We start from the raw sequence: 21,573 nt of genomic DNA on the forward strand, positions 1-21,573 counted from the left end.
ACCCCTCTCGCCGGAAAGGCACCACCGCCATGACCTCGACGACGTCGTCGACCCCCTCGATCAACCGCTGGGCCGTCCTCTGGTCCTCGGTCGCCGTGCTGATGTGCACGGGTGCGATCTACGCGTTCTCCGTGCTCGCCGGCCCGCTCAGCGAGGCCCACGGCTGGACCATGCCGCAGGTGATGATGGCGTTCACCATCAACGCCGCGGTCGGCCCGATCCCGATGATCGTCGGCGGCATCCTCACCGACCGGGGCTGGACCCGCTGGCTGGTGCTGACCGGCGGCCTCATGTTCGCCGCCGGGTTCGCGCTGACCGGCGCGGCCACGTCGCTGACGGCGCTCTACCTGTCCTACGGCCTGCTCGCCGGCCTGGGCCAGGGCCTGGCGTACTCCGGCTGCCTGGGCAACACGATGAAGCTGTTCCCGGACCGCCGCGGCCTGGCCGCCGGCCTCATCACCGGCGGCATGGGTGCCGCGTCCGTGATCGCCGCACCGGTCGCGAACGCGATCATCGCCGGCCCGGGCGTCCGGTCCGCGTTCGTCTGGATGGGAGCCGCGTACGCCGTCGTGGTCGTCGTCGCCTCGCTGTTCCTGCGCGCCGCCCCGGTCGGGTTCGTCCCCGCCGGCTGGACGCCGCCCGCCGGCCGCCCGGCGCTCGCCGTGCCGTGGCGCCGCACGCTGGCCACCCCGGCGTTCTGGGCGATCTTCGTGATGATGGCGTTCGGCGCGTTCTCCGGCCTGATGATCGCGTCCAACGCGTCGCCGATCGGGCAGAACATGTTCGGCCTGACCGCCGCGACCGCCGCCGTGTTCGTCTCCGTGTACTCCGCCTGCAACGCCCTGGGCCGCGTGCTCTGGGGGGCCGTGTCCGACCGGCTCGGCTACACCACCGCGCTGACGATCATCTACGGCGTCGTCGCCCTGTGCCTGCTGGTGCTCGTGCTCGTGTCCTCGACGGCCGGGTTCGCGGTCGGCATCATCGGCCTGGGGCTCTGCTTCGGCGGCGTCATGGGCGTGTTCCCCGCGCTCACCATGACGAACTTCGGCCCCCGCTACCAGGGGGTCAACTACGCCATGGTGTTCGTCGCGTACTCGGTGTCCGCGTTCTTCGCCCCGCGACTCGCGTCCGGCATGGCCGCGGAGCGCGGCGGCGACTTCACGGTCCCGTTCGTCATCGCGATCGTCCTCGCGCTGGTCGGCGTGGGCCTGGCCACCGCGTTCCGCGGGATCCAGCGCACGCACCTCGCGCGGATGACCGCCGCGGCGGACGCCGCACCGGCGCCGGCGCCCGCGGCCGCGCGCTAGTCCACGCAAGCCCGGCCGGCCCGGCCCCCACCCCCGTGGGCCGGGCCGGCCGACCCGTACCGGAGGAGCCGATGCCCGTCGACCTGAGCACCGCCGCCGCGCTCGAGCAGGTGGCGGTGCACGACCCCGCCGCGCCGAGCCTGGTGTACGGCACGACGGTCACGCGCGCGGGCGAGCTCGCGGCGACGGTGCGCGCGCTGGCGGACGCCCTCGGGGTCGCGGGGGTCGCGCCCGGGGACCGGGTCGCCCACGTCGGGCGGAACGGGGCGTCGCTGCTCCAGACGCTGCTCGCGTGCGCGTCGCTGCGGGCGGTCGCGGTGCCGCTCGGGTTCCGCGCCTCGGCCGCGGAGCTCGCCGCGCTCCTCGACCGGTGTGCGCCCCGGGCTGTCGTCGCCGAGCCCGCGCACGTCGCGGACGCCGACGCCTGGCCCGGCGCCGCCGGCGCCCTGCGGGTCCAGGTCGACGACGACCCCCTGGCCGGCCCGCCCGAGCCCCGGCCCGGCTGGCAGCCGTGGTCGGCCCTGCTCGCGGCGGGCGACCCGGGCGCCCCGGCGCGGCACCGCGCCCGCCCCGACGACACCGCCCTGCTGCTGTTCACCTCCGGGTCCTCGGGCCGCCCGAAGGGGGTGCGGCTCACACACGCGAACCTGTGGTGGAGCGCGCTCGGCGCGGACGCGGCCTTCGGCACGGGCCGTGGCGGGACGACGCTCGCCGTCGCGCCGATGTCGCACATCGGCGGGCTCAACGGGCTCGCGCTGCGCACGCTCGGCACCGGCGGCACCGTCGTGGTCCGGCGGGCCTTCGACGCCGACGCCGTCCTCGCCGACGTCGCCCGGCACCGCGTCACGTCGCTGTTCGGCGTGCCCGCCATGTACGCGGCGCTGGCCCGGTCGCCGTGGTTCGACGCGACCGACCTGTCGAGCCTGCGCACCGCGCTGGTCGGCGGCGCCCCGCTCCCCGCCGGGCTGCTCCGGCGGTTCCTCGACCGCGGCGTCCCGCTGCAGCAGTCCTGGGGCATGACCGAGACCGCCCCCGCGTGCACCTGCGTCCCGCGCGACCGCGTGGCGGACCGGGGCACGACGGTCGGGCAGCCGCTCGCGTTCGTCCGCCTGCGCCTGGTCGACCCGCGCACCGGCGCCGACGTCGAGGGTCCCGGGGAGCCGGGCGAGCTCTGGGTGTCCGGCCCGCAGGTGACCGCCGGCTACTGGCGCGACCCCGAGGCGACCGCCCGGGCGTTCCCCGAGCCGGGCTGGCTGCGCACCGGTGACGTCGCGGTGCGGGACGCCGACGGCGCCTACCGGATCCGCGGGCGGATCGGCGACGTCATCAACACCGGTGGGGAGAAGGTGCACCCGGCCGAGGTCGAGGCCGCGCTCGACGGCTGCCCCGGCGTCGGGCAGTGCGCCGTCGTCGGCGTCCCGGACGAGGTCTGGGGCGAGACGGTCGCGGCCGTCGTCGTCCCGGCGCCCGGCACCGTGCCGGACCTCACCGACCTCCGGACGTACGCGGCCCGGACCATCGGGCGGCACAAGCTGCCGCGGCGGCTCGTGCTGGTCGACGCGCTGCCCGCGACCGGGACGGGCAAGGTCGACCGGGCGGGGGTGCGGGAGCTGGCGGCCGGCGCCGGGGCGGAGCACGCGCGGTTCGGCGCCGACGCCTGAGGCCGGGCCGGGCCTCAGCCCGCCGGCGTCAGCCGCCCCGCCAGCACCGCGTCCGCGACCGCCCGGGCCTCGCCCGCGCCGGCCACGACCGCGTCGGCGTACCCCGCCACCCACGCGGCCACCCCGTCCGGGGTCCCGGTGGCGAACCGCGCCGCGCCCGCCAGGTACGGCGGCAGCGCCGCGGCCCACGCCGCCTCGGGCAGGACCGCGCCGGTCGGGTCCAGCCCGCGCGCGGCCAGCAGCAGCCGCGCCGCCGCCCGCGCCACCACGCCGTTGCCCGCGACGAACGGGCGCAGCGCGAGCACCTCGCCGTGCACGACGGCCGCGACCAGCAGGGCGGGCGCGCGGGTGGCCTCGACCGTCCGCGTCAGCAGGGCGAGCCGCGCGGCCGCCTCCGCGCCGCCCGGTGCCGGGCCGAGGCCGCCGAGGTCCCCGGGCGCCACCCCCGCGCCGCGCACCCGGCCCAGGTCCTCGTCCGGGGTCCGGCCCGCGGCGGCGGCGGTGTGCAGCCGGGCGAGCACCTGGCCCAGCGGCGGGAGCGCGGGGGCCGAGCGCGCGCCGAGGTCCGGCCGCCAGCGCCCGGCGAGCACGGTGGCCCGCAGGGCACCCGCCGCGAGGTCGGCGTCCGCTCCGCCCGGCGCCGGCGAACCGGTGGCGACCGCCCGCAGCGCGTCCAGCGGCACCCGCGCGCCGTCCGCGGCGGCGCTCGCCCGGGCGGCCCGCAGGTCCGCCTCCGCGCGCACCTCGCGCCACCGGCGGCGGAACGCCTCGTGCCAGCGCAGCTCCTCGCACGCGGCCCGCGCCCGGTCGACGGCGTCGCCCACGCCGGGCAGGTCGAGCAGCGGGGCGAGGGGGTCGGCGGTCACGCGGGCCACCCTACGAGCCGGGCCGACGACGCCGGAGTGGAAGGTCCGAGCGGACACGCCGCACGCGTGTCGGTTCAAACCGTCCACTCCGCGTCGCCGCCGGACGCTGCGGGCGTCCCGACGTGATCCGCGCCACACTGGCCCCATGGTCTCCACCCCGAGCGTCTCGTCGTCCATCACCGCCCGCCTGCACGTCGAGGCCCGGCCGACCGCCGTGTCCGAGCTGACGTCCGCGATCGAGCAGACCGGCGGCATCGTCACGGCGCTCGACGTCACCGCCTCGGGGCACGAGCGGATCACCGTGGACGTCACCTGCGCGACCAGCGGCGAGGAGCACGCCGTGCAGATCGTCGCGGCGCTGGGCGCGCTGCCCGGGGTGGACGTCGAGCGGGTCAGCGACCGGACCTTCCTCATGCACCTCGGCGGCAAGCTCTCGATCGAGTCGAAGGTGCCGCTGCGCAACCGCGACGACCTCTCGATGGCGTACACGCCGGGCGTCGCGCGGGTGTGCGAGGCGATCGCGGCCCGGCCGGACGACGCCCGCCGGCTGACCATCAAGCGGAACACCATCGCGGTCGTCACGGACGGCACGGCGGTCCTCGGGCTCGGCGACATCGGGCCGCTGGCGGCGCTGCCGGTGATGGAGGGCAAGGCGGCCCTCTTCAAGCGGTTCGCGGGCATCGACGCGTTCCCGCTGGCCCTGGACACCACGGACGTCGACGAGATCGTGGAGACCGTGGTCCGGGTCGCGCCCGTGTTCGCGGGGATCAACCTGGAGGACATCTCGGCACCCCGGTGCTTCGAGGTCGAGCGGCGGCTGCGGGAGCGCCTGGACATCCCGGTGTTCCACGACGACCAGCACGGGACGGCGATCGTCGTGACGGCCGCGCTGACCAACGCGCTCAAGGTGGTCGGCAAGCGGATCGAGGACGTGCGGCTGGTGCTGTCCGGCGCGGGCGCGGCCGGGACCGCCGTGCTGAAGCTGCTGCTCGCGGCCGGGGTCCGGGACGTGGTGGTCGCGGACATCGACGGCATCGTGCACGCCGGCCGCCCGCTGGAGTCGCCGGAGCTGGCGTGGATCGCCGCGCACACCAACCCGCGCGGCGTGACGGGCCCGCTGGGCGGCGCCCTGGCGGGGGCGGACGTGTTCGTCGGGGTGAGCGCGCCGAACATCGTCACCGAGGAGGACGTCGCCGGCATGGCACCGGGCGCGATCGTGTTCGCGCTGGCGAACCCCCGGCCGGAGGTGGACCCGGTCGTCGCCGCACGGCACGCCGCGGTCGTCGGCACGGGCCGCAGCGACGTCGCGAACCAGATCAACAACGTGCTGGCGTTCCCCGGGGTGTTCCGCGGCCTGCTCGACGCGCGGTCGCACGTCATCACCGACGACATGCTGCTCGCGGCCGCCCGGGCGCTGGCCTCGGTGGTCGGCGACGACGAGCTGAACCCGGCGTACATCATCCCCAGCGTGTTCCACCCGGACGTCGCCGCGACGGTGGCGGCCGCGGTCGCGCACGTCGCCGGGGCGGGCGACCCGCACCCGGACACCGGGGCCGTCGCGGTGGTCCCCGTCCCGGGGGTCTGAGGGCTCGCCCGCGTAGGATCCCGGGGTGCAGTGCCCCCACTACGACGCCGCCCGGTGTCGTTCCTGCACCCTGATCGAGCAGCCGTACGCCGCGCAGCTCGAGGCGAAGCAGGAGCGCTGCCGCGAGCTGCTCGCGCCGTTCGGGCCGGTCGACTGGCTGGACCCGGTGGCGAGCGCGGAGTCGGGGTTCCGGAACAAGGCGAAGATGGCGGTCGGCGGCACGGTCGACGCCCCGACGCTCGGCATCCTCGACCCCGGCGGCGCGGGGGTCGACCTGCGCGACTGCGGCCTGTACCCCGCCTCGCTCCAGGCCGCGCTGCCGACGGTGGCGGAGCTGGTCACCCGGGCCCGCCTGGTGCCCTACGACGTCCCGACCCGGCGCGGCGAGCTCAAGTACGTGCTCGTCACGCAGTCCCCGGACGGCGAGCTGATGATCCGGTTCGTGCTGCGGTCCACGGAGGCGCTGCCCCGGCTGCGCAAGCACCTGCCGTGGCTGCTCGCCGCCCTGCCGCGGGCCGCCGTCGTGTCCGCGAACCTGCTGCCCGAGCACAAGGCCGCCCTCGAGGGCGACGAGGAGGTCGTGCTCACCGAGCGGTCGACGCTGCGGATGCGGGTCAACGACGTCGACCTGCACCTGCGGCCGCAGAGCTTCTTCCAGACGAACACCGAGGTCGCGGCGGCGCTGTACCGGATCGGCCGGGACTGGGTGGACGCCGCCGACCCCGCGAGCGTCTGGGACCTGTACTGCGGCGTCGGCGGGTTCGCGCTGCACGTCGCCCGGCCCGGCCGCGCCGTCGTCGGCATCGAGACCAGCGCCGAGGCCGTCGCGAGCGCCGAGCAGAGCCGGGACGAGCGCGGGCTGCCGGACGTGCGGTTCGCCGCCGGCGACGCGACCGCCTTCGCGCTCGCGGCCGGGCGGGCGCCGGACCTCGTGGTGGTCAACCCGCCCCGGCGCGGCATCGGGCCCGCGCTGGCCGGCTGGCTGGAGGACTCCGGGGTGCGGGACGTCGTGTACTCGTCGTGCAACGCCGCGTCGCTCGCCCGGGACCTGGCGGCGATGCCGTCGCTGCGGCCGCGCCGGGGGCGGGTGCTGGACATGTTCCCGCAGACGGGGCACTACGAGGTCGTGGTGGGGCTGTCCCGCGGCTGACGCGGCGCGCGGACTTCCTGCGGAGCAAACCGGTCCGGCTGCCGCCCCTCGGCGTCCGGTGCGGGATTTCTCCCGCGAGAAATCCCAGAACGTGCCTTTCGTCCCATGTCTGGCCGCGCCCGAGCCAGCACGCTGAGGGCATGCTGACCGTCTCCGAGGCCCTCGACTACCAGACGCGAGCGGCCCGGACGAAGACCGACCTCGCCCGCCGCCCCGGCGTGTACCTGGTGAACACGATGCTCGCCGGCGCGTACATCGGCCTCGGCGTCGTCATCATGGCCACCGCGGGCGGGCCGCTCGCGGACGCCGGGTCGGGCTTCACCCCGCTCGTCCAGGGCCTGGTGTTCGGCGTCGCGCTGACCATCGTCGTCGTCGCCGGCGGCGAGCTCGCGACCTCCGGGATGATGGTCTTCACCCAGGGTGCGATGCGCGGCTCGATCTCCTGGCTGCGCGCCGGGGCGACCCTGCTGGCCTGCCTCGCGGGCAACCTGCTCGGGGCGTTCGTGCTCGCGACGATCCTGCACTTCTCCGGGGCGCTCGGGCCGGACACCCCCGGCGGCCGGATGATCGCGTCGATGATCGAGCACAAGGCCCACGAGACCGGCACGGAGCTGTTCTTCCGCGGCGTCCTGGGCAACCTCATGGTCTGCCTGGCGATCTGGTGCGCCGGTCGGCTGCAGAACGAGGTCGCCAAGATCGTCGTGATCTTCGCCTGCGTCATGGTCTTCATCACCTCCGGCTTCGACCACGTCGTCGCCAACATGACGACCTTCTCGTTCGGCCTCCTGGGCGGGCTGCCCGAGGCGACCGTCGGCGAGTTCGCCCGGAACGTGCTGTTCGTCGGGCTCGGCAACCTGGTCGGCGGCGGGCTGCTCGTCGGCGCCGCCAACGTGGTCGCCGCCTCCCCCGCCGTGCCCGCGACCCCGGCCGACGCCGAGGCGGCCGAGGACGCCCCGGCGCGCGAGACCGTCGCCGCGCACTGACCCGAGGATCACCCGCCCCGGGCGCGTCACCCGGCGGCGGGCGACCAGGCGCTCTACCGTCGTACCGAGCACGGACGCGCCCGGACGGGTGACGTCGCCGACGGACGTGCGGGGGGCGGCGCCGACCGCTCCCGCAGGGCGGAGCAGACATGACCACCACGCCGGACCGCGAGCAGCCGGGCGGGAAGCCCGCCACCGACGCCGAGCCGACGACCGCGGCGCAGGCCCCGGAGGACGCCCCGGAGGCGACGACGGCGCCGGCGGAGCCCGGGGCGGCCGCCGACCCCGGGACGACCGCCGCAGCCGCCGCGCCCGCCGCGACGCCGCCCACCGGGGGCAGCGGGTCGGCGGCCCGGCCGGGGGTGGAGCCGGTCGCGCCCACCGCAGCCGCCGCGGCGCGCGGTCTCCGCACCGAGCCCAAGGGCACGAAGGCGCACCGCGCGTCCCGGCCGGCGCCCGTGCCGCCCGCGCCGGAGGAGCCCGTGCCGTCGGCGCTCCCGGCAGCCGCCGGGCCGACGGCCGCGACCGTCTCACGGGACGGGGCGGGAGCGCCGACGGCGCCGCTGCCGGCGACCCCGGCCGCCGGGGCGGCGACCACCACGCCCACCACCCCCACCGAGCCCGTCCCGCCCGCCGAGCCCGTCCGCCGCACGAGCATCCGCGGCGCCGAGGCCCGGGCCGCCACCGCGCTCACCGCGGGTGCCAGCGTCGCGGGGACCACCGCCGCCCCGGAGCCGGCCGCGGCAGCCGACCTGCCGGGGACCGGGCCGTCCGACGCCTCGGTGCCCTACGGGGACGCCTCGGCGGCGGCGGCGCCGCACCCGACCGCGCCGCTGCCCGCGCCGGAGCCCGGATCGGCCACCGACGCCGACGGGACCCGACCGCGGGGTCGCCGGTCCGCCCCGCCCGCGGAGCCGGTCGCCGCGGCCCTCGCGCGCCGGCCCGGCGGCGGCGCCGGCCGGCACCTGCTCGGCGTCCTCGTCGGCCTGCTGCTCGGCGCGGTCGGCGTCTGGGCGGCGCTGTTCGGCCAGGCGCGCGTGCTGGGCGTGCAGGCCCCGGGCTGGGACGCCTCGTACGACCCGCTGGGCGTCGTGCTGGTGACGGCGGGCGTCCTCGTGCTCGCCGCCGTGGTGGGGCTGGGGCTGTGGACCCCGGCGGTGCCGCTGACCGCGGGCGCGGTCGCGTCGGTCGTCGGCGTCGTCTACCTCTACGTCCCGGCGACGACGCACGTCGACACGGTCCGCTGGTTCGCCACGGACACGACCCGCGTCTCGGTGACGCAGACGACGGTGACGGCGACCTCGGGGACGGTGTTCCTGGTCGGCGCGCTGCTGCTCGCGGCGGGGCTCACGGTCGCGGTCGCCCGGCGGCGCTGGCTGCCGCGCGCCTGACAGCGGGGCAGCGGCCCGCGCCCGCGGCCCCGAGTTCGCCCGTGCATGGGACGTAAGTCCTACTAGAGTGCCGAGAGACGCGGCGCCCCCGCCGCGCCGCATCGACACCGACGTCGCCTGCGTGGAGGCACACGTGGCCCTCGACAACTCCGCCCCGCCCGCCGCACCCGAGGGGGGCACCCCCGAGCCCCGCCGGGAGAGTCTGGAGAACCTGCTGACCGAGGACCGGCGGTTCCCGCCGGACCCCGCGTTCGCGGCCCAGGCCAACGCGCACGCCGAGCTGTACTCCTGGGCGAACTCGTCCCCGCTGGAGTTCTGGGCGGAGCAGGCGCGCTCGCTGCTCGACTGGGCGGAGCCGTTCCACGAGGTGCTCGACTGGACGAACCCGCCGGTCGCGCGCTGGTTCGCGGACGGCCGGCTGAACGCCGCGTACAACGCCGTCGACCGGCACGTCGAGGCCGGGCACGGCGACCGCGTCGCGCTGCACTTCGAGGGCGAGCCCGGCGACACCCGCACGCTCACGTACGCCGACCTGCTGCGCGAGGTGTCCCGCGCCGCCAACGCGCTCACCGACCTCGGCGTGCGCACCGGCGACCGGGTCGCGATCTACCTGCCGCTGATCCCCGAGGCCGTCATCGCGATGCTGGCGTGCGCCCGGATCGGCGCCCCGCACTCGGTCGTGTTCGGCGGCTTCTCGGCCGAGGCGCTGCACACCCGCATCCTCGACGCCGACGCCCGGGTCGTCATCACCGCGGACGGCGGCTACCGGCGCGGCGCCGCGAGCGCCCTCAAGCCCACGGTCGACGAGGCCCTCGCGAAGGGCAGCGGCGACGTCGTCCGCTCGGTGCTCGTCGTGCGGCGCACCGGCCAGGACGTGCCCTGGACCGAGGGCCGCGACGTCTGGTGGCACGACGCCGTCGAGGCCGCGGGCGACCAGCACACGCCCGTGCCGCTCGAGGCCGAGCACCCGCTGTTCATCCTCTACACCTCGGGCACCACCGGGAAGCCCAAGGGCATCTTCCACACCACCGGCGGCTACCTCACGCAGACCGCGTGGACCCACCTCAACGTCTTCGACCTCAAGCCGGAGACGGACGTGTACTGGTGCACCGCCGACGTCGGCTGGGTCACCGGCCACTCCTACGTGGTCTACGGCCCGCTGGTGAACGGCGCGACCCAGGTCATCTACGAGGGCACCCCCGACACCCCGCACCGCGGCCGGTGGTGGGAGATCGTCCAGAAGTACCGGGTGTCGATCCTGTACACCGCACCCACCGCCATCCGCACCTGCATGAAGTGGGGCGAGGACGTGCCCGGGCAGTTCGACCTGTCGAGCCTGCGCGTGCTCGGCTCGGTCGGCGAGCCCATCAACCCCGAGGCGTGGACCTGGTACCGGCGGGTCATCGGCGCCGACCGGACGCCCGTCGTCGACACCTGGTGGCAGACCGAGACGGGCGCGATCATGATCAGCCCCCTGCCGGGCGTGACCACCGCGAAGCCCGGCTCGGCCCAGACCCCGCTGCCGGGCATCGCCGCCGACGTCATCGACGACGACGCGCACCCGGTCCCGAACGGCTCCGGCGGGTACCTCGTGCTCACCGAGCCGTGGCCGTCGATGCTGCGCGGCATCTGGGGCGACGAGCAGCGGTTCCGGGACACGTACTGGTCGCGGTTCGCCGGCACCTACTTCGCGGGCGACGGGGCGAAGAAGGACGAGGACGGCGACATCTGGCTGCTCGGCCGGGTCGACGACGTCATGAACGTGTCGGGCCACCGGCTGTCCACCACGGAGATCGAGTCGGCGCTCGTCTCGCACCCGTCCGTCGCCGAGGCGGCCGTCGTCGGGGCGTCGGACGACACCACGGGCCAGGCGGTCGTCGCGTTCGTCATCCTGCGCGGGGACGCCGCCGCGGGCACACCCGAGGAGGTCGCCACCGAGCTGCGGGCGCACGTGGCGCGGCAGATCGGCCCGATCGCGAAGCCGCGGACGATCCTCGTGGTGCCGGAGCTGCCGAAGACCCGGTCCGGGAAGATCATGCGCCGGCTGCTGCGGGACGTGGCGGAGCACCGCCAGGTCGGCGACGCGACGACGCTGGCGGACTCGTCGGTGATGGACCTCATCCAGCAGGGCCTGGCGACCCCGAAGGGCTGAGGCGGTCTCCGCCGCGACCCCCGGAGCGGGGAGCCGGCGCGGGAAACCGGGACCGGGTCAGCGCGCCGGGTGCGTCAGCTCGCCCGTGCGGGCCACGCCGCCGAGCCAGTGCGCGCTCGGCTTCGGGGTGCGCGCGAACGTCTCGCGGTCCCAGGCGATCAGGCCGAACGTCGGCGCGTAGGAGCCCCACTCGTAGTTGTCGAGCGCCGACCAGTGCAGGTACCCGCGGACGTCGATGCCGTCGGCCATGGCGTCGTGCAGGCCGACGAGGGCGTCGTGGGTGTAGTCGATGCGGCGGGCGTCGTCCTGGGTGGCGATGCCGTTCTCCGTGACCACGACGGGCACGCCGCCGGTGCGCCGCCAGGCGTTCCGGACGCCGATGCCCAGGGCCGGCGGGAAGTACTCCCAGCCGATGAGGGTCTTCTCGACGTCGTCGGCGACGGGCTGCGGGTTCCCGTCGCGGTCGATGAACGTGCGCAGGTAGGCCTGCACGCCGATCCAGTCGTCGCCGGCGGCGGCGTCGAGGAACACGTCCTCGCGCGGGTAGCCGTAGGCGGCGGTCGCCTCGACGGCGTCGGGCGTGGCCGGGTGGTAGGCCTGGGTGGCGACGGACCAGCCGGACCGCACCTGCCCGACGCCGGACAGCACCTCGCGGGACCGGCGGTGCCCGGCGATGAGCGCGTCGGTGATCTGCGGGTCGGGCGCGGGCAGGCGGGACGCGGTCATCTCCGTGCCCTCCTCGCCGCGCGTCATCGCGACCATGTTGGGCTCGTTGATGGTGCAGACCCACTCGACGTCGTCGCCGAGCACGGGCAGGACCGCCTCGGTGTACCGCGCGAACAGGTCGGGGGCCACGGGGTTCCGCCAGCCGCCGAGCCGCGCGAACCAGCGCGGGTGCGTGAAGTGGTGCAGCGTCACCGACGGGGTCAGGCCGTGCTCGCGGCAGGTGTCGACCATCCGCCGGTAGTGCTGGAGCTGGGCCTTCGACACGTACCCCTGCTCCGGCTCGATGCGCGCCCACTCGATGCTGAACCGGTAGGTGTTCAGGCCGAGCGACGCGAGCAGGGCGATGTCCTCGGGGTACCGGTGGTAGGAGTCGGCGGCGTCGCCGGAGGGCTCGGCCAGGTCGGTGCCGGGGGCGTGCTCGCGGACCCACCAGTCGGAGTTCACGTTGTTGCCCTCGACCTGGTGGGCGGCGGTGGCGGCGCCCCAGAGGAAGCCCTCGGGGAAGCGGCGGACGGTCATGTGTCGGTCCTTCGGTCGGTGGTGGAGGTCAGGAGCCCGCAGGCGTGCGGACGTCGAGCACCGCGGCGTCGCCGAGCAGCGCGAGCGGCAGGACGGCCCCCGCGGTGCGGTACGGCCGGGGCCGCACGCCGGTGGTGACGCGCGCGCCGTCCACCCGGAGCTCGACCGCGGGCGCGGCGGGGTCCACGTGGTACCGCACCCGGCGCGGCCGGCCGCCGAGGACGACCGACACCTCGAGCCCGTCGTCCTCCGGCGCGAGCGTGGGCGCGACGACGAGGGAGTCCGCGCGCTCCTCCAGGCCGAGCAGGCCGTGCAGGACCTGCCGGATGTAGATGCCGGGGCCCGACGAGTACACCCGCCAGCCGTCGGCGGTCGGCACGTCGCCGGTGCGCAGGCCGTCGAAGCCCGCCGCGGCGGCGTACCGGTCGGGGAACGTCGCGTCGGACGACGACGTGTAGCAGGTGCGCTGCCGGGGCAGCGCGCTCGGCACCCGCTCCCGCATGCCGACCGGGGACAGCCGCAGCAGCTCCTCGCCGACCGCGGCCCGGCCCAGCGCGGCCAGCGCCTCGACCCACCGGACGTGCGCGTGCACGTACATCAGGCCGACCTCGCGGCCGAAGAACGCGGCCTGCTCGGCGCGCAGGAACGACTCGACCTCGCCGTCCGCGAACCGCGCGGGGCGGTTCGTCAGCCGCACGCCGTCCGGGAAGTGCAGGTGCTCGCGGACCAGCCGCTCGTGCCGCGCGGCCTGCTCGGGGTCGACGGCGCCGGCGATGACGGTCCGGGTCAGCGGGATGAGGCGGTAGCTCAGGCCGGTCGTGGTGTCGCGGGGGTGGATGACGGGGGTGACGACGCCGTCCTCGACGGTCGCGAACCCGGCCGCCACGCCGTCGGGCAGCAGGAGGCGGCGGATGTCGGCCAGCACCTCGTCGGCCATCGCGGCCGCCCGGTCGGCGAGGTCGCGGGCGTCGGCGCCGGGCGCCTCCCGCAGCTGCTCGGCCGCGAGCCCCAGCGCCTGCGCGAGCAGCGCCGAGGTCCAGGTCGACGTCATGTGCTCGCGCATCTCGGGGCGCGCGGGCTGCAGGGTGTCGTCCCAGTCGCCCTCGCCGTACGCGGGCAGCGCCGTGCCGGGGACCCGGTGCGTGCGCTGGTGCTCGAGCAGCGCGGCCAGGTGCGCGGTGACCGGGGCCGGGTCGCCGTCCCGGAACGGCACGACCTCGTCGAGGACCCCGAGGTCGCCCGTGGCCTGCAGGTACTGCCCGAGCGCGAACAGCGGCCACACCACGACGTCGCCGTGCGCGTGCTCCTGGAGGACCTCGGCGTAGTCGTCGAACATGAACCACTGCGGGAAGGTCCCGTCCACGGACTGCCGCGACAGCACGCGCAGCAGCACGTCGCGCGCGCCGGCGAACCGCCCGGCGGCGACCAGCAGCTCGAACGGGCCCTGGCAGACGTCGCGGGTGCCCCAGGCCGCGCCGGAGTACTGCTCGAGGCCGTGCGGCACCAGGAAGTGCACCCGGGCGTCGTGCGCCCACCAGGGCAGCAGCACCTCGAGCTCGGCCAGCCGGGAGCCCGCGTCGATCCGCACGTCCCGCGTGAGCGCAGCCAGCGTGGCCCGGTGCCGGGCGGCGTGCGCGGCGCGGTCCAGCCCGCCCGCGACGACGACGGCGGCATCGGGGCCGGCCTCCGCGCCGTGGGCCAGGTCGGCGGTGACGACGACGCGCAGCAGCCGGGTGGCGTCCGCGCGCACGGTGACGACGGAGGTGCCGCGGTCGTCGCCGTCGGCGAACAGCGCGCCGTCGCCGGCCAGGACCGCGCCGGGGGACGCCGCGAGGACGTAGGTGAGCGCGTCGTGGTGGGCCGCGACCGCGGTGCCCGCGCCGGCCCGGAACGCGACGGCGCCGGTGCCCGCGGGCGAGGCCGTCCAGTCGCGCTCGCCCAGCTCGACGTCCGTCGTGACCAGGAGGTCCACGTCGGCGGTCGCGCGCACCTCCGTGAGCAGCGCCGCGCGGTCCCCGGCCGCCACGGTCCGGACCTCGACCTCGGCGTCCGCCCAGCGGTACAGCCAGCGCGCCTCGCCGACGTCGAGCACGAACGCCGACGGCTGGCCGAGCATCCGCCAGCGCCCGTCCCGGCGCACCAGCACGCGCACGCCGTTCGAGCGCAGCAGGTTCAGGTGGTTCCGGTGCACGCTCGCGAACCGGTCGAACGACGTGTTGCCGAGGACGGTGTGCGAGCCGACGACCCCGTGCGCGAACACGGTGGTGGACAGCACCGGGCGGTCCGGGGCGAGCGCGTCGCCGCACAGCAGCACGTGCCCGTGCGGCCGGTCGAGCAGCAGGTCCTTCTCGCCGCGCACCACGTGGGCGCCGTCGGCGGCGAAGTACGACAGCAGCGCCCCGGCCGCGTCCCGCTCCGGGTACCGGGCGCCGTCGGCGAGCGCGAGCAGGTCGTCGTCGCTCAGCGGCGCGCCGGACAGCAGGGGGGCCGTGGCCAGCAGCGACCGCTCGTCGCGGGCGACCCCCGCCGGGGCGGTCGTCGCGGCCACCGACGCCGCGCGGGCCACCAGCGCGTCCGCGAGCGCCGGCAGGTCCGCCAGCGCCGCCGTCATGTCCCCGCGCCGGTCCGGCCAGAACCCGGTGACGGCGTGCAGCGTCCACGGCGCGGCCAGGTCGGTGCGGGCGGACAGCAGCGCGGCGGTCGCCGCCTCGTGCTGCCGCACGCGGTCCGGCCACGGCTCGCCGGTGAGGAACGCCGGGGTCAGGCCGGCACGGGCGCGCGGGCTGTGCAGGTCGAACGCGTCGGTGCCGGCGGCGACGGCCCCCTCCACGAGCAGGGCGGCCGCGAGGGGCAGCGCCGGGGCGGAGGTCATCGTCTGCCGGGACAGCACGACGCGGCCGAACCGCGGGTCGTCCGCGAGCCGGTGCGCGACGTACTGGCTGACGTACGGCTCGGAGGACTGCGCGGCCGCCTCGGGCGACAGCGACAGGTCCTGCAGCACGGCGACGTCGTAGGTCGCGCCGTCGGGCACGGACTCCGCCGCGAGGTCGACCCGCCACACCCACGCCGTCGTCGCCGGGTCGAGCACGAGGTGCACGGTCCACCGCGCCCCGAGGCCGGCGCCGTCCCAGCGCGCCCACCCGTCGCCCGCGACGTGCCGGGCCTCCGACCGGGAGCCGGTCAGCGGTACCGCGGCGACGGTGCCGTCCGCGCCGTGCCGCCGCAGGTGCAGACCGCCCACGGCCGCGTCGTGCGGCCCGGGGACGTACTGGTTGACCAGCAGGCCGCCCGGGACGCGGACCGTCCGGACGTCCCCGGCCCGGGTGAGCGCGATCTCCAGCCCGCCGGGGGCGTCCAGGGTGGTCGTGGCGGGCTGCGGGCGCGCGGGGGTGCGGGTCGTCATCGTCGGGTGACCTCGTTCTCGGTGGTGCGTGGGCGGTCGGGCGGAGCCGGCTACTTGAGGCCGGTGGTCGCGACGCCCTGGATGAAGTACCGCTGCAGCGCGAGGAAGAGCAGCAGGATCGGCGTGATGATGAGCACCGCCCCCGCGAGCAGCAGGCCGTAGTCGGTGCCCCGCTGGCCCGTCGAGTACAGCGACAGCGCGACGGGCAGCGTGTACATGTCCTGGCTCTGCGACGCCACGAGCGGCCACAGGAAGTTGTTCCACGAGCCGAGGAACGTGAGGATCCCGAGCGTCGCGAGCGGCGGACCGCACAGCGGCATCACCACGCGGGCGAAGATGCGCAGCTCGCCGGCACCGTCCATCCGGGCGGCCTCGATGAGCTCGTCCGGGATCCCGAGCATGAACTGCCGCATGAGGAACACGCCGACCGGCTGGGTGACGAACGGCAGGATCAGGGCCGGGTAGGTGTTGAGCAGCCCGAGCTTCGTGACCATGACGAACAGCGGCACGAACGTGACGACGCCCGGGACCATGAGCATGGTCATGACCAGCGTGAACAGCACCTTCTTGCCGGCGAAGTCCATCTTGGCCAGCGCGTAGCCGACCATCGAGCAGAACAGCAGGTTCCCGAGCACCGTCACGACGGCGACCACGAACGAGTTCGTGAAGTACTGCGTGAAGTGCAGCTCGTTGAACCAGGTGCTGAAGTTGTCGAGCGTCGGGTTCTCGGGCCACCAGGTCGGCGGCTTCGTGAGGATCTCGCGCTGCGTCTTGACCGAGCCGAGGACCATCCAGGCGAACGGCAGCAGCCAGGCGGCCACGCCGACGACGAGGACGGTGTAGGTGAGCGCGCGCCCGGTGCTGAACCGCCGGCGGCGGCGCGGCCGCTGCGGCGCGGCCGGGACCGTCGGGGTGACGGGGCTGGTGATGGTGGCCATGGGTTCCCTCAGTCCTTGGACCGCAGCAGCCGGAACTGCAGCAGGCTCATGAGCGCGATCGCCAGGAACAGCACGTAGGACGCGGCGGACGCCTGCCCGTACTTGCCGAAGCCGAACTGCTCGAACGTGTAGTAGGCCGTGGAGAGGGTCGAGTCGAGCGGCCCGCCCTGCGTCATCACGAAGGCCTCCTCGAAGAACTGGAGGTAGCCGACGGAGATGAGGACGGCGCCCAGCAGCAGGGTCGGGCGCAGCAGCGGCAGCGTGATGCTGACCAGCCGGCGCCACGGGCTCGCGCCGTCCATGACGGCGGCCTCCTGCACGTCGGCGGGGACCGCCTGGAGCCCCGCCAGGAAGATGACCATGAGCGTGCCGACGTTCCGCCAGACCGCCATGAGGATCAGCGCGGGCAGCGCCCACGTGGTGTCGGTGAGCCAGGCCGGGCCGTCGATGCCGACCCAGCCGAGCGCGGTGTTGATGAGGCCGTCGGGCTGGAGCATGTACCGCCACACGACCGACACCGCGACGATGCTGGTGACCACGGGGGCGTAGAACCCCACGCGGAACGCCGACCGGAACCGGCTGATCCCGTTGTTCAGCGCCACGGCCAGGAGCAGCGCCACGGCCATGGTCACGGGGATGCCGATGACCACGAACGTCGCGGTGACGCCGAGCGACTTGAGGAACCGGGGGTCGCCGAACAGGGTGACGTACTGGTCGAGGCCGACGAAGTTCACCGCGAGCGGGCTGCGCACGTCGCGCGCCGTGAAGTCGGTGAACGACATGCCGAACGACGAGACCAGCGGGACGAGCATGAAGAAGCCGAACACCAGGACGAACGGTGCGGCGAACATCCACGCGACGCGGCCCTGACGGCGGCGCCGAGCGGCGACCGGCCCCCGCTCGGGGGCGCTGCTGCGGCTGGCCGTGCGGCCGGGACGCGGGGTCCCGGCCGCACGGGTGGCGGTCGCGCTCATGGCGTCAGCCCACGCCGATCGACGTCGCCTGCTCCTGGAGCGCGGCGAGCGCCTCGGCCGGGTCCTCGCCGCTGACGATCATCCGCTCCAGCGCCGAGTCGGCCGCCGCGGCGACCTGCACCCACGCGGTGTTCACCGGCGGGGACTGCGTGTCCTGGAGCTGCTCGCCGAACACGGCCAGCTTCTCGTCGTCGGCCAGGGCCGGGTCGTCCCACGCGGACTGCGAGGACGGCAGGTCGCCGGTCAGCTCGTAGAAGTCGACCTGGACGTCGGGCTGGGTCAGCCAGTCCACGAGCTTCCAGGCGGCGTCCTGGTTGTCGGAGTCGTTGAAGACCACGAGGTTCGAGCCGCCCGCGAACGACGTGGACGTCTTCCCGGCGGGGATGCGCGCGGTGGCGTACTTGTCGGCGAACTCCTCGCCGCCCAGCTGCTCGAGCGAGCCCATCATGAACGGGCCCTCGATGAACGCGCCGACGCGGCCGTCGACGAAGTCGGCCTCGGTGGCGCCGGGCGTGCGGTCGGCCTGCGCGTTCGCGAGGCCCTGGTCGAAGAAGGACGTGTAGTACTCGTACGCCTCGGCCATCTCCGGGGTGTCGAGCGTCCACTCGGAGCCGTCCTCGTCCATCAGGGCGGCACCGTTCGACCACGGCGCCCAGAGCGAGCCCTGGAACGCGTCGTTGCCGGAGGCCAGCAGGCGGATGCCGTACTCGGCGTCCGTCTTGTCCTTGATGTCGGTGAGCATCTGCTGCAGCTCGTCCCAGTCGGCCGGGGCCTCGGTCCAGCCCGCCTGCTCGGCGAGGTCGGTCCGGTAGTACAGCACCCGGGTGTCGACGTACCACGGCACGCCGACGGCCTGGCCGGCGAGCTCGGTGGTGTCGACCGAGCCGGCGAAGAAGTCGCTGGTGTCGATGCCGTCGGGCACCGGGGCGAACGCGTCGCCGAACTCGGCCATCCAGGTGGTGCCCATCATCGCGACGTCGGGCGTGGTGCCGGCGGCGATGGCGGTCTGGAACTTGTCGCGGGCGGCGTCCCAGGGGATCGGGACGACCTCGATGTCGACGTCGGGGTTGGCGTCGACGAAGTCCTGCACGAAGTCGGGCAGGGCCTCGCCCTCGGTGCCCATGGCCCACACGGTGAGCTCGCCGCTGGCCTCCCCCGATCCGAGGGTGGACGCGTCGGTGCTTCCGGTGCTCCCGGTGTCGTCGGAGCGACCGCACGCGGTGAGCGCGGTCAGGGCGAGCGCGGTCACCAGGGCGACGCGCGCGGCGGGACGGATCATGGTTCGTTCCTCCTCGAACGGACGGTGCGGCGGCTGAGGACGCGGGGTGCGCCTCGCGGGTCTATGCGCTTAGATCGATCGGATGTGATGTTAAGCGCATAGAATGCCGTTCGCAAGTGGAGCGCCCCGAGGAGGTCAGCAGTGCCGCGTCGACCCACCGTCTACGACGTCGCCGAGCGCGCCGGCGTGTCCATCGCGACCGTGTCGTTCACGTTCCGCCAGCCCGAGCGCGTCCGCGAGTCCACGCGCGACGCCGTGCTCGCCGCCGCGCGCGAGCTCGGCTACGTCCCGTCCGCGAGCGCCCGCGGCCTCGCGCACGGCAGCACCGGCGCGCTCGGGCTCTACGCGTTCGACCTCATGCTCGCCGCCCCGCAGTCCGGCGCGGCCGCCGCCCCGCCGCCCTCCGGCGAGCACCCCGACTCCGACCCGCGCGCCTTCCCGCTGTACGTCGACGAGGTGCAGCGCGGCGTCGAGCTCGAGTGCTGGCAGCGCGGGCAGGCCCTGCTGCTCAGCAGCGGCTCCGGCACCGGCGCAGCCGTCACCGAGATCGCCGGACGCGTGGACGGGCTCGCGATGTTCCCCGGGCCGACGCCCGTCGAGGCGCTGGAGCACGTCGCCCGGCGGATCCCGGTCGTCGCCTTCAGCATGCCGCCCGTCGCCGACGGCCTGCACCACGTCACCGTCGACAACCGCGCCGGCATGCGCGACCTCGTCGGCCACCTGGTCGGCGACCACGGCCTGCGCGACCTCGCATTCGTCGGCCGCCTCACCACGCCCGACTACGCCGAGCGGTTCGCCGGGTTCCGCGAGGCGCTCGCCGCCGCCGGGCTCCCCGAGCCCGCCGAGCCCCTCGACCCCACCGACCTCGCCGAGCCGCACCGGCTGGAGGTCGTCGCCGAGCTCGCGGACGCCGACCGGCTGCCGCGGGCGCTGGTCTGCGCGAGCGACCAGCACGCGCTCGCCGTGCTCGACCTGCTCGCCGCCCGGGGCATCCCCGCGCCCGAGCGGGTGGTGGTCACCGGGTTCGACGGCATCCTCGCCGGACGGCTGACGCGTCCCTCGCTGACGACGGTGCGGCAGCCGATGGTCGCGATGGGGCGGCTGGCGGTGCAGGTGCTGGTCCGGCACGCGGGCACGGCCGCCGGGGAGCCGGAGTCGCACCGCCTGCCGGTCGAGGTGGTCCGCCGGGAGAGCTGCGGCTGCCCGGGGGTCTGAGCGCGCGGGTCAGACGTCGAGCAGGGCCCGGATGCGGCGGACCGCCTCGCGGCCCGCGCGGTTGGCCCCGACCGTGCTCGCGCTCGGGCCGTAGCCGACGAGCTGCACGCGCGGGTCCGCGAGCACCTGAGTCCCGTCCATCACGATGCCGCCCTCGGGGTTCCGCAGGCCGAGCGGACGCAGGTGGTCCAGCGCCGGACGGAACCCGGTCGCCCAGAGCACCACGTCGGCGGCCTCGCGCACCGGGCCGGTGACCCAGCCGTCCGCGAGCGGGCCGCGCGCCGCCGCCTCGTCCCAGACCGCCCCGTCCGGGACCAGCCGCGCGAACACCGGCCGGGCGCGCAGCACGCCCGCCGCGATCCCCGCGCGGTACTCCGGGGTCAGCGGCAGGCCGGTCGCCGACACGATGCTGCCCGGCGGCAGGCCGGCGCGGGTGCGGTCCTCGACCCGGGCGACGGCGGCGCGGCCGAGCTCCGGGGAGAACTCCTCGTCGCGCCAGTCCGGCGGGCGGCGGGTGACCCACGTGGTCGACGCCGCGTGCGGGTGGATCGCGAGCAGGTGCTGCACCGCCGAGATGCCGCCGCCGACGACGAGCACCCGGCGGCCCGCGAACTCCTCCGGGGTCCGGTAGTCGTGGGTGTGCAGCTGGGTGCCGGCGAAGTCGTCCCGCCCCGGGTAGGACGGCCAGAACGGACGGGTCCAGGTGCCGGTGGCGTTCACCAGCGCCCGGGCGTGCCAGGTGCGGGCGAGGCGGCGGCGGGCCGGGGCGGGCGCGGGCGGCGGAGGCGCGGCGGGCGTGGCGGGCGCGTCCGGGGCGGGCGCGGGGACCGGGACCGGGCGGGCGGCGCCGACGCCGCAGCCGAGGCCGTCGTCGGGGTCCGGCACGGCGGTCGGGACCCCGGCGGGGGCGCGGTCGTGCCGCCTGTCGTCGGTGCCCGGCCGCTCCACGGTCTCGACCGCCAGCAGCCCGCCGTCGTCCCGGACCACGCGCACCTGGACCGGCCGGCGCACCGCGAGCGCCAGGTCCCGCTCGTAGTCGCCGAAGTACCGGGTCAGCGCGCTCGACGCGGGCTCGTCCGCCGGGAACTCCGGCAGGGCGCGGCCGGGCAGCTCGTAGACGCCGTTCACCGTGCGCATGGTCAGACCGGGCCAGCGCTCGCGCCACGCCCCGCCCGGGCCGGCGGAGGCGTCCAGGACCACGTACGTCGGGCCGCCCGCGGTCCCCGCCGGGACGAAGCCCGAGCGCGCGAGGTGCGCCGCCACGGCGAGGCCGGCCTGGCCCGCACCGACCACCACGACGTCCGCGGAGGCGTCGGTCGGGGTCACGTCGGGCACACGAGGTCCAACGCGGCGGCCCCCGCGGACGTTCCCCCGCGGCGCCCGGCCGCGCCCGCCCCTCCCGCCCCGCACCCGCGGGGCGCGCC

General features: G+C 76.0%; 15 protein-coding genes. 8 read left to right on the forward strand and 7 right to left on the reverse strand.

Features of this window, described 5'->3' with window-relative positions; genetic code table 11:
- The first annotated feature begins 29 nt into the window (after window positions 1-29).
- Both HNR08_RS06465 and HNR08_RS06470 read left to right on the forward strand, forming a co-directional pair.
- On the forward strand, window positions 30-1,307 hold the full coding sequence (locus HNR08_RS06465; RefSeq protein ID WP_146840387.1) for an L-lactate MFS transporter: 1,278 nt from the start codon (window positions 30-32) through the stop codon (window positions 1,305-1,307).
- A gap of 71 nt (window positions 1,308-1,378) precedes the next feature.
- Entirely contained in the window at window positions 1,379-2,968 is a 1,590-nt protein-coding gene (locus tag HNR08_RS06470) for a class I adenylate-forming enzyme family protein (protein WP_146840388.1), read from the forward strand.
- A gap of 14 nt (window positions 2,969-2,982) precedes the next feature.
- On the opposite strand, the gene HNR08_RS06475 is transcribed toward HNR08_RS06470, so the two are convergent.
- Window positions 2,983-3,834, reverse strand: a complete 852-nt coding sequence (locus HNR08_RS06475) for a Fic family protein (RefSeq protein ID WP_276509382.1) — start codon at window positions 3,832-3,834, stop codon at window positions 2,983-2,985.
- A 145-nt stretch (window positions 3,835-3,979) separates the two neighbouring features.
- On the opposite strand from HNR08_RS06475, the gene HNR08_RS06480 reads away from it, so the two are divergent.
- The 5 genes from HNR08_RS06480 (at window position 3,980) to acs (ending at window position 11,095) form a co-directional block, all read left to right on the forward strand.
- On the forward strand, window positions 3,980-5,419 hold the full coding sequence (locus HNR08_RS06480; protein ID WP_146840389.1) for an NAD-dependent malic enzyme: 1,440 nt from the start codon (window positions 3,980-3,982) through the stop codon (window positions 5,417-5,419).
- A gap of 25 nt (window positions 5,420-5,444) precedes the next feature.
- Window positions 5,445-6,569: a 23S rRNA (uracil(747)-C(5))-methyltransferase RlmC gene (gene rlmC / locus HNR08_RS06485; protein ID WP_146840390.1), complete on the forward strand. Its 1,125-nt coding sequence runs from the start codon at window positions 5,445-5,447 to the stop codon at window positions 6,567-6,569.
- A 140-nt stretch (window positions 6,570-6,709) separates the two neighbouring features.
- Window positions 6,710-7,552, forward strand: coding sequence for a formate/nitrite transporter family protein (locus HNR08_RS06490; protein ID WP_146840391.1), 843 nt, complete (start codon window positions 6,710-6,712; stop codon window positions 7,550-7,552).
- Between the two features lie 149 nt (window positions 7,553-7,701).
- Window positions 7,702-8,943 carry a hypothetical protein gene (locus HNR08_RS06495; RefSeq protein ID WP_183834880.1) on the forward strand — a complete coding sequence of 414 codons (1,242 nt, stop codon included), beginning with the start codon at window positions 7,702-7,704 and terminating at the stop codon, window positions 8,941-8,943.
- 202 nt (window positions 8,944-9,145) lie between these two features.
- Complete coding sequence (gene acs / locus HNR08_RS06500) at window positions 9,146-11,095, forward strand: acetate--CoA ligase (RefSeq protein ID WP_221286633.1); 1,950 nt, start codon at window positions 9,146-9,148, stop codon at window positions 11,093-11,095.
- A gap of 57 nt (window positions 11,096-11,152) precedes the next feature.
- Here acs and HNR08_RS06505 read toward each other — a convergent pair whose 3' ends face one another.
- Genes HNR08_RS06505 through HNR08_RS06525 form a run of 5 tightly spaced genes read right to left on the reverse strand, consistent with a single transcriptional unit; the run spans window position 11,153 to window position 18,934 of the window.
- Window positions 11,153-12,340 (reverse strand): glycoside hydrolase family 1 protein, encoded by a 1,188-nt coding sequence (locus HNR08_RS06505; RefSeq protein ID WP_146836628.1) that lies wholly within the window; start codon window positions 12,338-12,340, stop codon window positions 11,153-11,155.
- A 28-nt stretch (window positions 12,341-12,368) separates the two neighbouring features.
- Entirely contained in the window at window positions 12,369-15,743 is a 3,375-nt protein-coding gene (locus HNR08_RS06510) for a GH36-type glycosyl hydrolase domain-containing protein (RefSeq protein WP_146836631.1), read from the reverse strand.
- A gap of 50 nt (window positions 15,744-15,793) precedes the next feature.
- Complete coding sequence (locus tag HNR08_RS06515) at window positions 15,794-16,681, reverse strand: carbohydrate ABC transporter permease (RefSeq protein WP_146836634.1); 888 nt, start codon at window positions 16,679-16,681, stop codon at window positions 15,794-15,796.
- Between the two features lie 8 nt (window positions 16,682-16,689).
- A complete protein-coding gene (locus HNR08_RS06520) occupies window positions 16,690-17,655 on the reverse strand; it encodes a carbohydrate ABC transporter permease (RefSeq protein ID WP_146836637.1) in 966 nt (321 codons plus the stop codon).
- Window positions 17,656-17,659: 4 nt separating this feature from the next.
- Window positions 17,660-18,934, reverse strand: a complete 1,275-nt coding sequence (locus HNR08_RS06525) for an extracellular solute-binding protein (protein WP_183834882.1) — start codon at window positions 18,932-18,934, stop codon at window positions 17,660-17,662.
- Window positions 18,935-19,075: 141 nt separating this feature from the next.
- Between HNR08_RS06525 and HNR08_RS21580 the strand changes: the two genes are divergently transcribed.
- On the forward strand, window positions 19,076-20,149 hold the full coding sequence (locus HNR08_RS21580; RefSeq protein ID WP_146836640.1) for a LacI family DNA-binding transcriptional regulator: 1,074 nt from the start codon (window positions 19,076-19,078) through the stop codon (window positions 20,147-20,149).
- A gap of 9 nt (window positions 20,150-20,158) precedes the next feature.
- Here the strand turns inward: HNR08_RS21580 and HNR08_RS06535 are convergent, their stop codons facing one another.
- Window positions 20,159-21,475, reverse strand: coding sequence for an NAD(P)-binding domain-containing protein (locus HNR08_RS06535; protein WP_246803036.1), 1,317 nt, complete (start codon window positions 21,473-21,475; stop codon window positions 20,159-20,161).
- Window positions 21,476-21,573: the final 98 nt, after the last annotated feature.

The sequence above is a fragment of the Cellulomonas hominis genome (assembly GCF_014201095.1).
GTDB lineage: Bacteria > Actinomycetota > Actinomycetes > Actinomycetales > Cellulomonadaceae > Cellulomonas > Cellulomonas hominis.

What these genes read in the sequence shown, in the direction of transcription:
- HNR08_RS06465 (WP_146840387.1), top strand. Translation starts at nt 30, where the DNA reads ATGACCTCGACGACGTCGTCGACCCCCTCGATCAACCGCTGGGCCGTC.
- HNR08_RS06470 (WP_146840388.1), top strand. Translation starts at nt 1,379, where the DNA reads ATGCCCGTCGACCTGAGCACCGCCGCCGCGCTCGAGCAGGTGGCGGTG.
- HNR08_RS06480 (WP_146840389.1), top strand. Translation starts at nt 3,980, where the DNA reads ATGGTCTCCACCCCGAGCGTCTCGTCGTCCATCACCGCCCGCCTGCAC.
- HNR08_RS06490 (WP_146840391.1), top strand. Translation starts at nt 6,710, where the DNA reads ATGCTGACCGTCTCCGAGGCCCTCGACTACCAGACGCGAGCGGCCCGG.
- HNR08_RS06495 (WP_183834880.1), top strand. Translation starts at nt 7,702, where the DNA reads ATGACCACCACGCCGGACCGCGAGCAGCCGGGCGGGAAGCCCGCCACC.
- HNR08_RS06505 (WP_146836628.1), bottom strand. Translation starts at nt 12,340, where the DNA reads ATGACCGTCCGCCGCTTCCCCGAGGGCTTCCTCTGGGGCGCCGCCACC.
- HNR08_RS06510 (WP_146836631.1), bottom strand. Translation starts at nt 15,743, where the DNA reads ATGACGACCCGCACCCCCGCGCGCCCGCAGCCCGCCACGACCACCCTG.
- HNR08_RS06515 (WP_146836634.1), bottom strand. Translation starts at nt 16,681, where the DNA reads ATGGCCACCATCACCAGCCCCGTCACCCCGACGGTCCCGGCCGCGCCG.
- HNR08_RS06520 (WP_146836637.1), bottom strand. Translation starts at nt 17,655, where the DNA reads ATGAGCGCGACCGCCACCCGTGCGGCCGGGACCCCGCGTCCCGGCCGC.
- HNR08_RS06525 (WP_183834882.1), bottom strand. Translation starts at nt 18,934, where the DNA reads ATGATCCGTCCCGCCGCGCGCGTCGCCCTGGTGACCGCGCTCGCCCTG.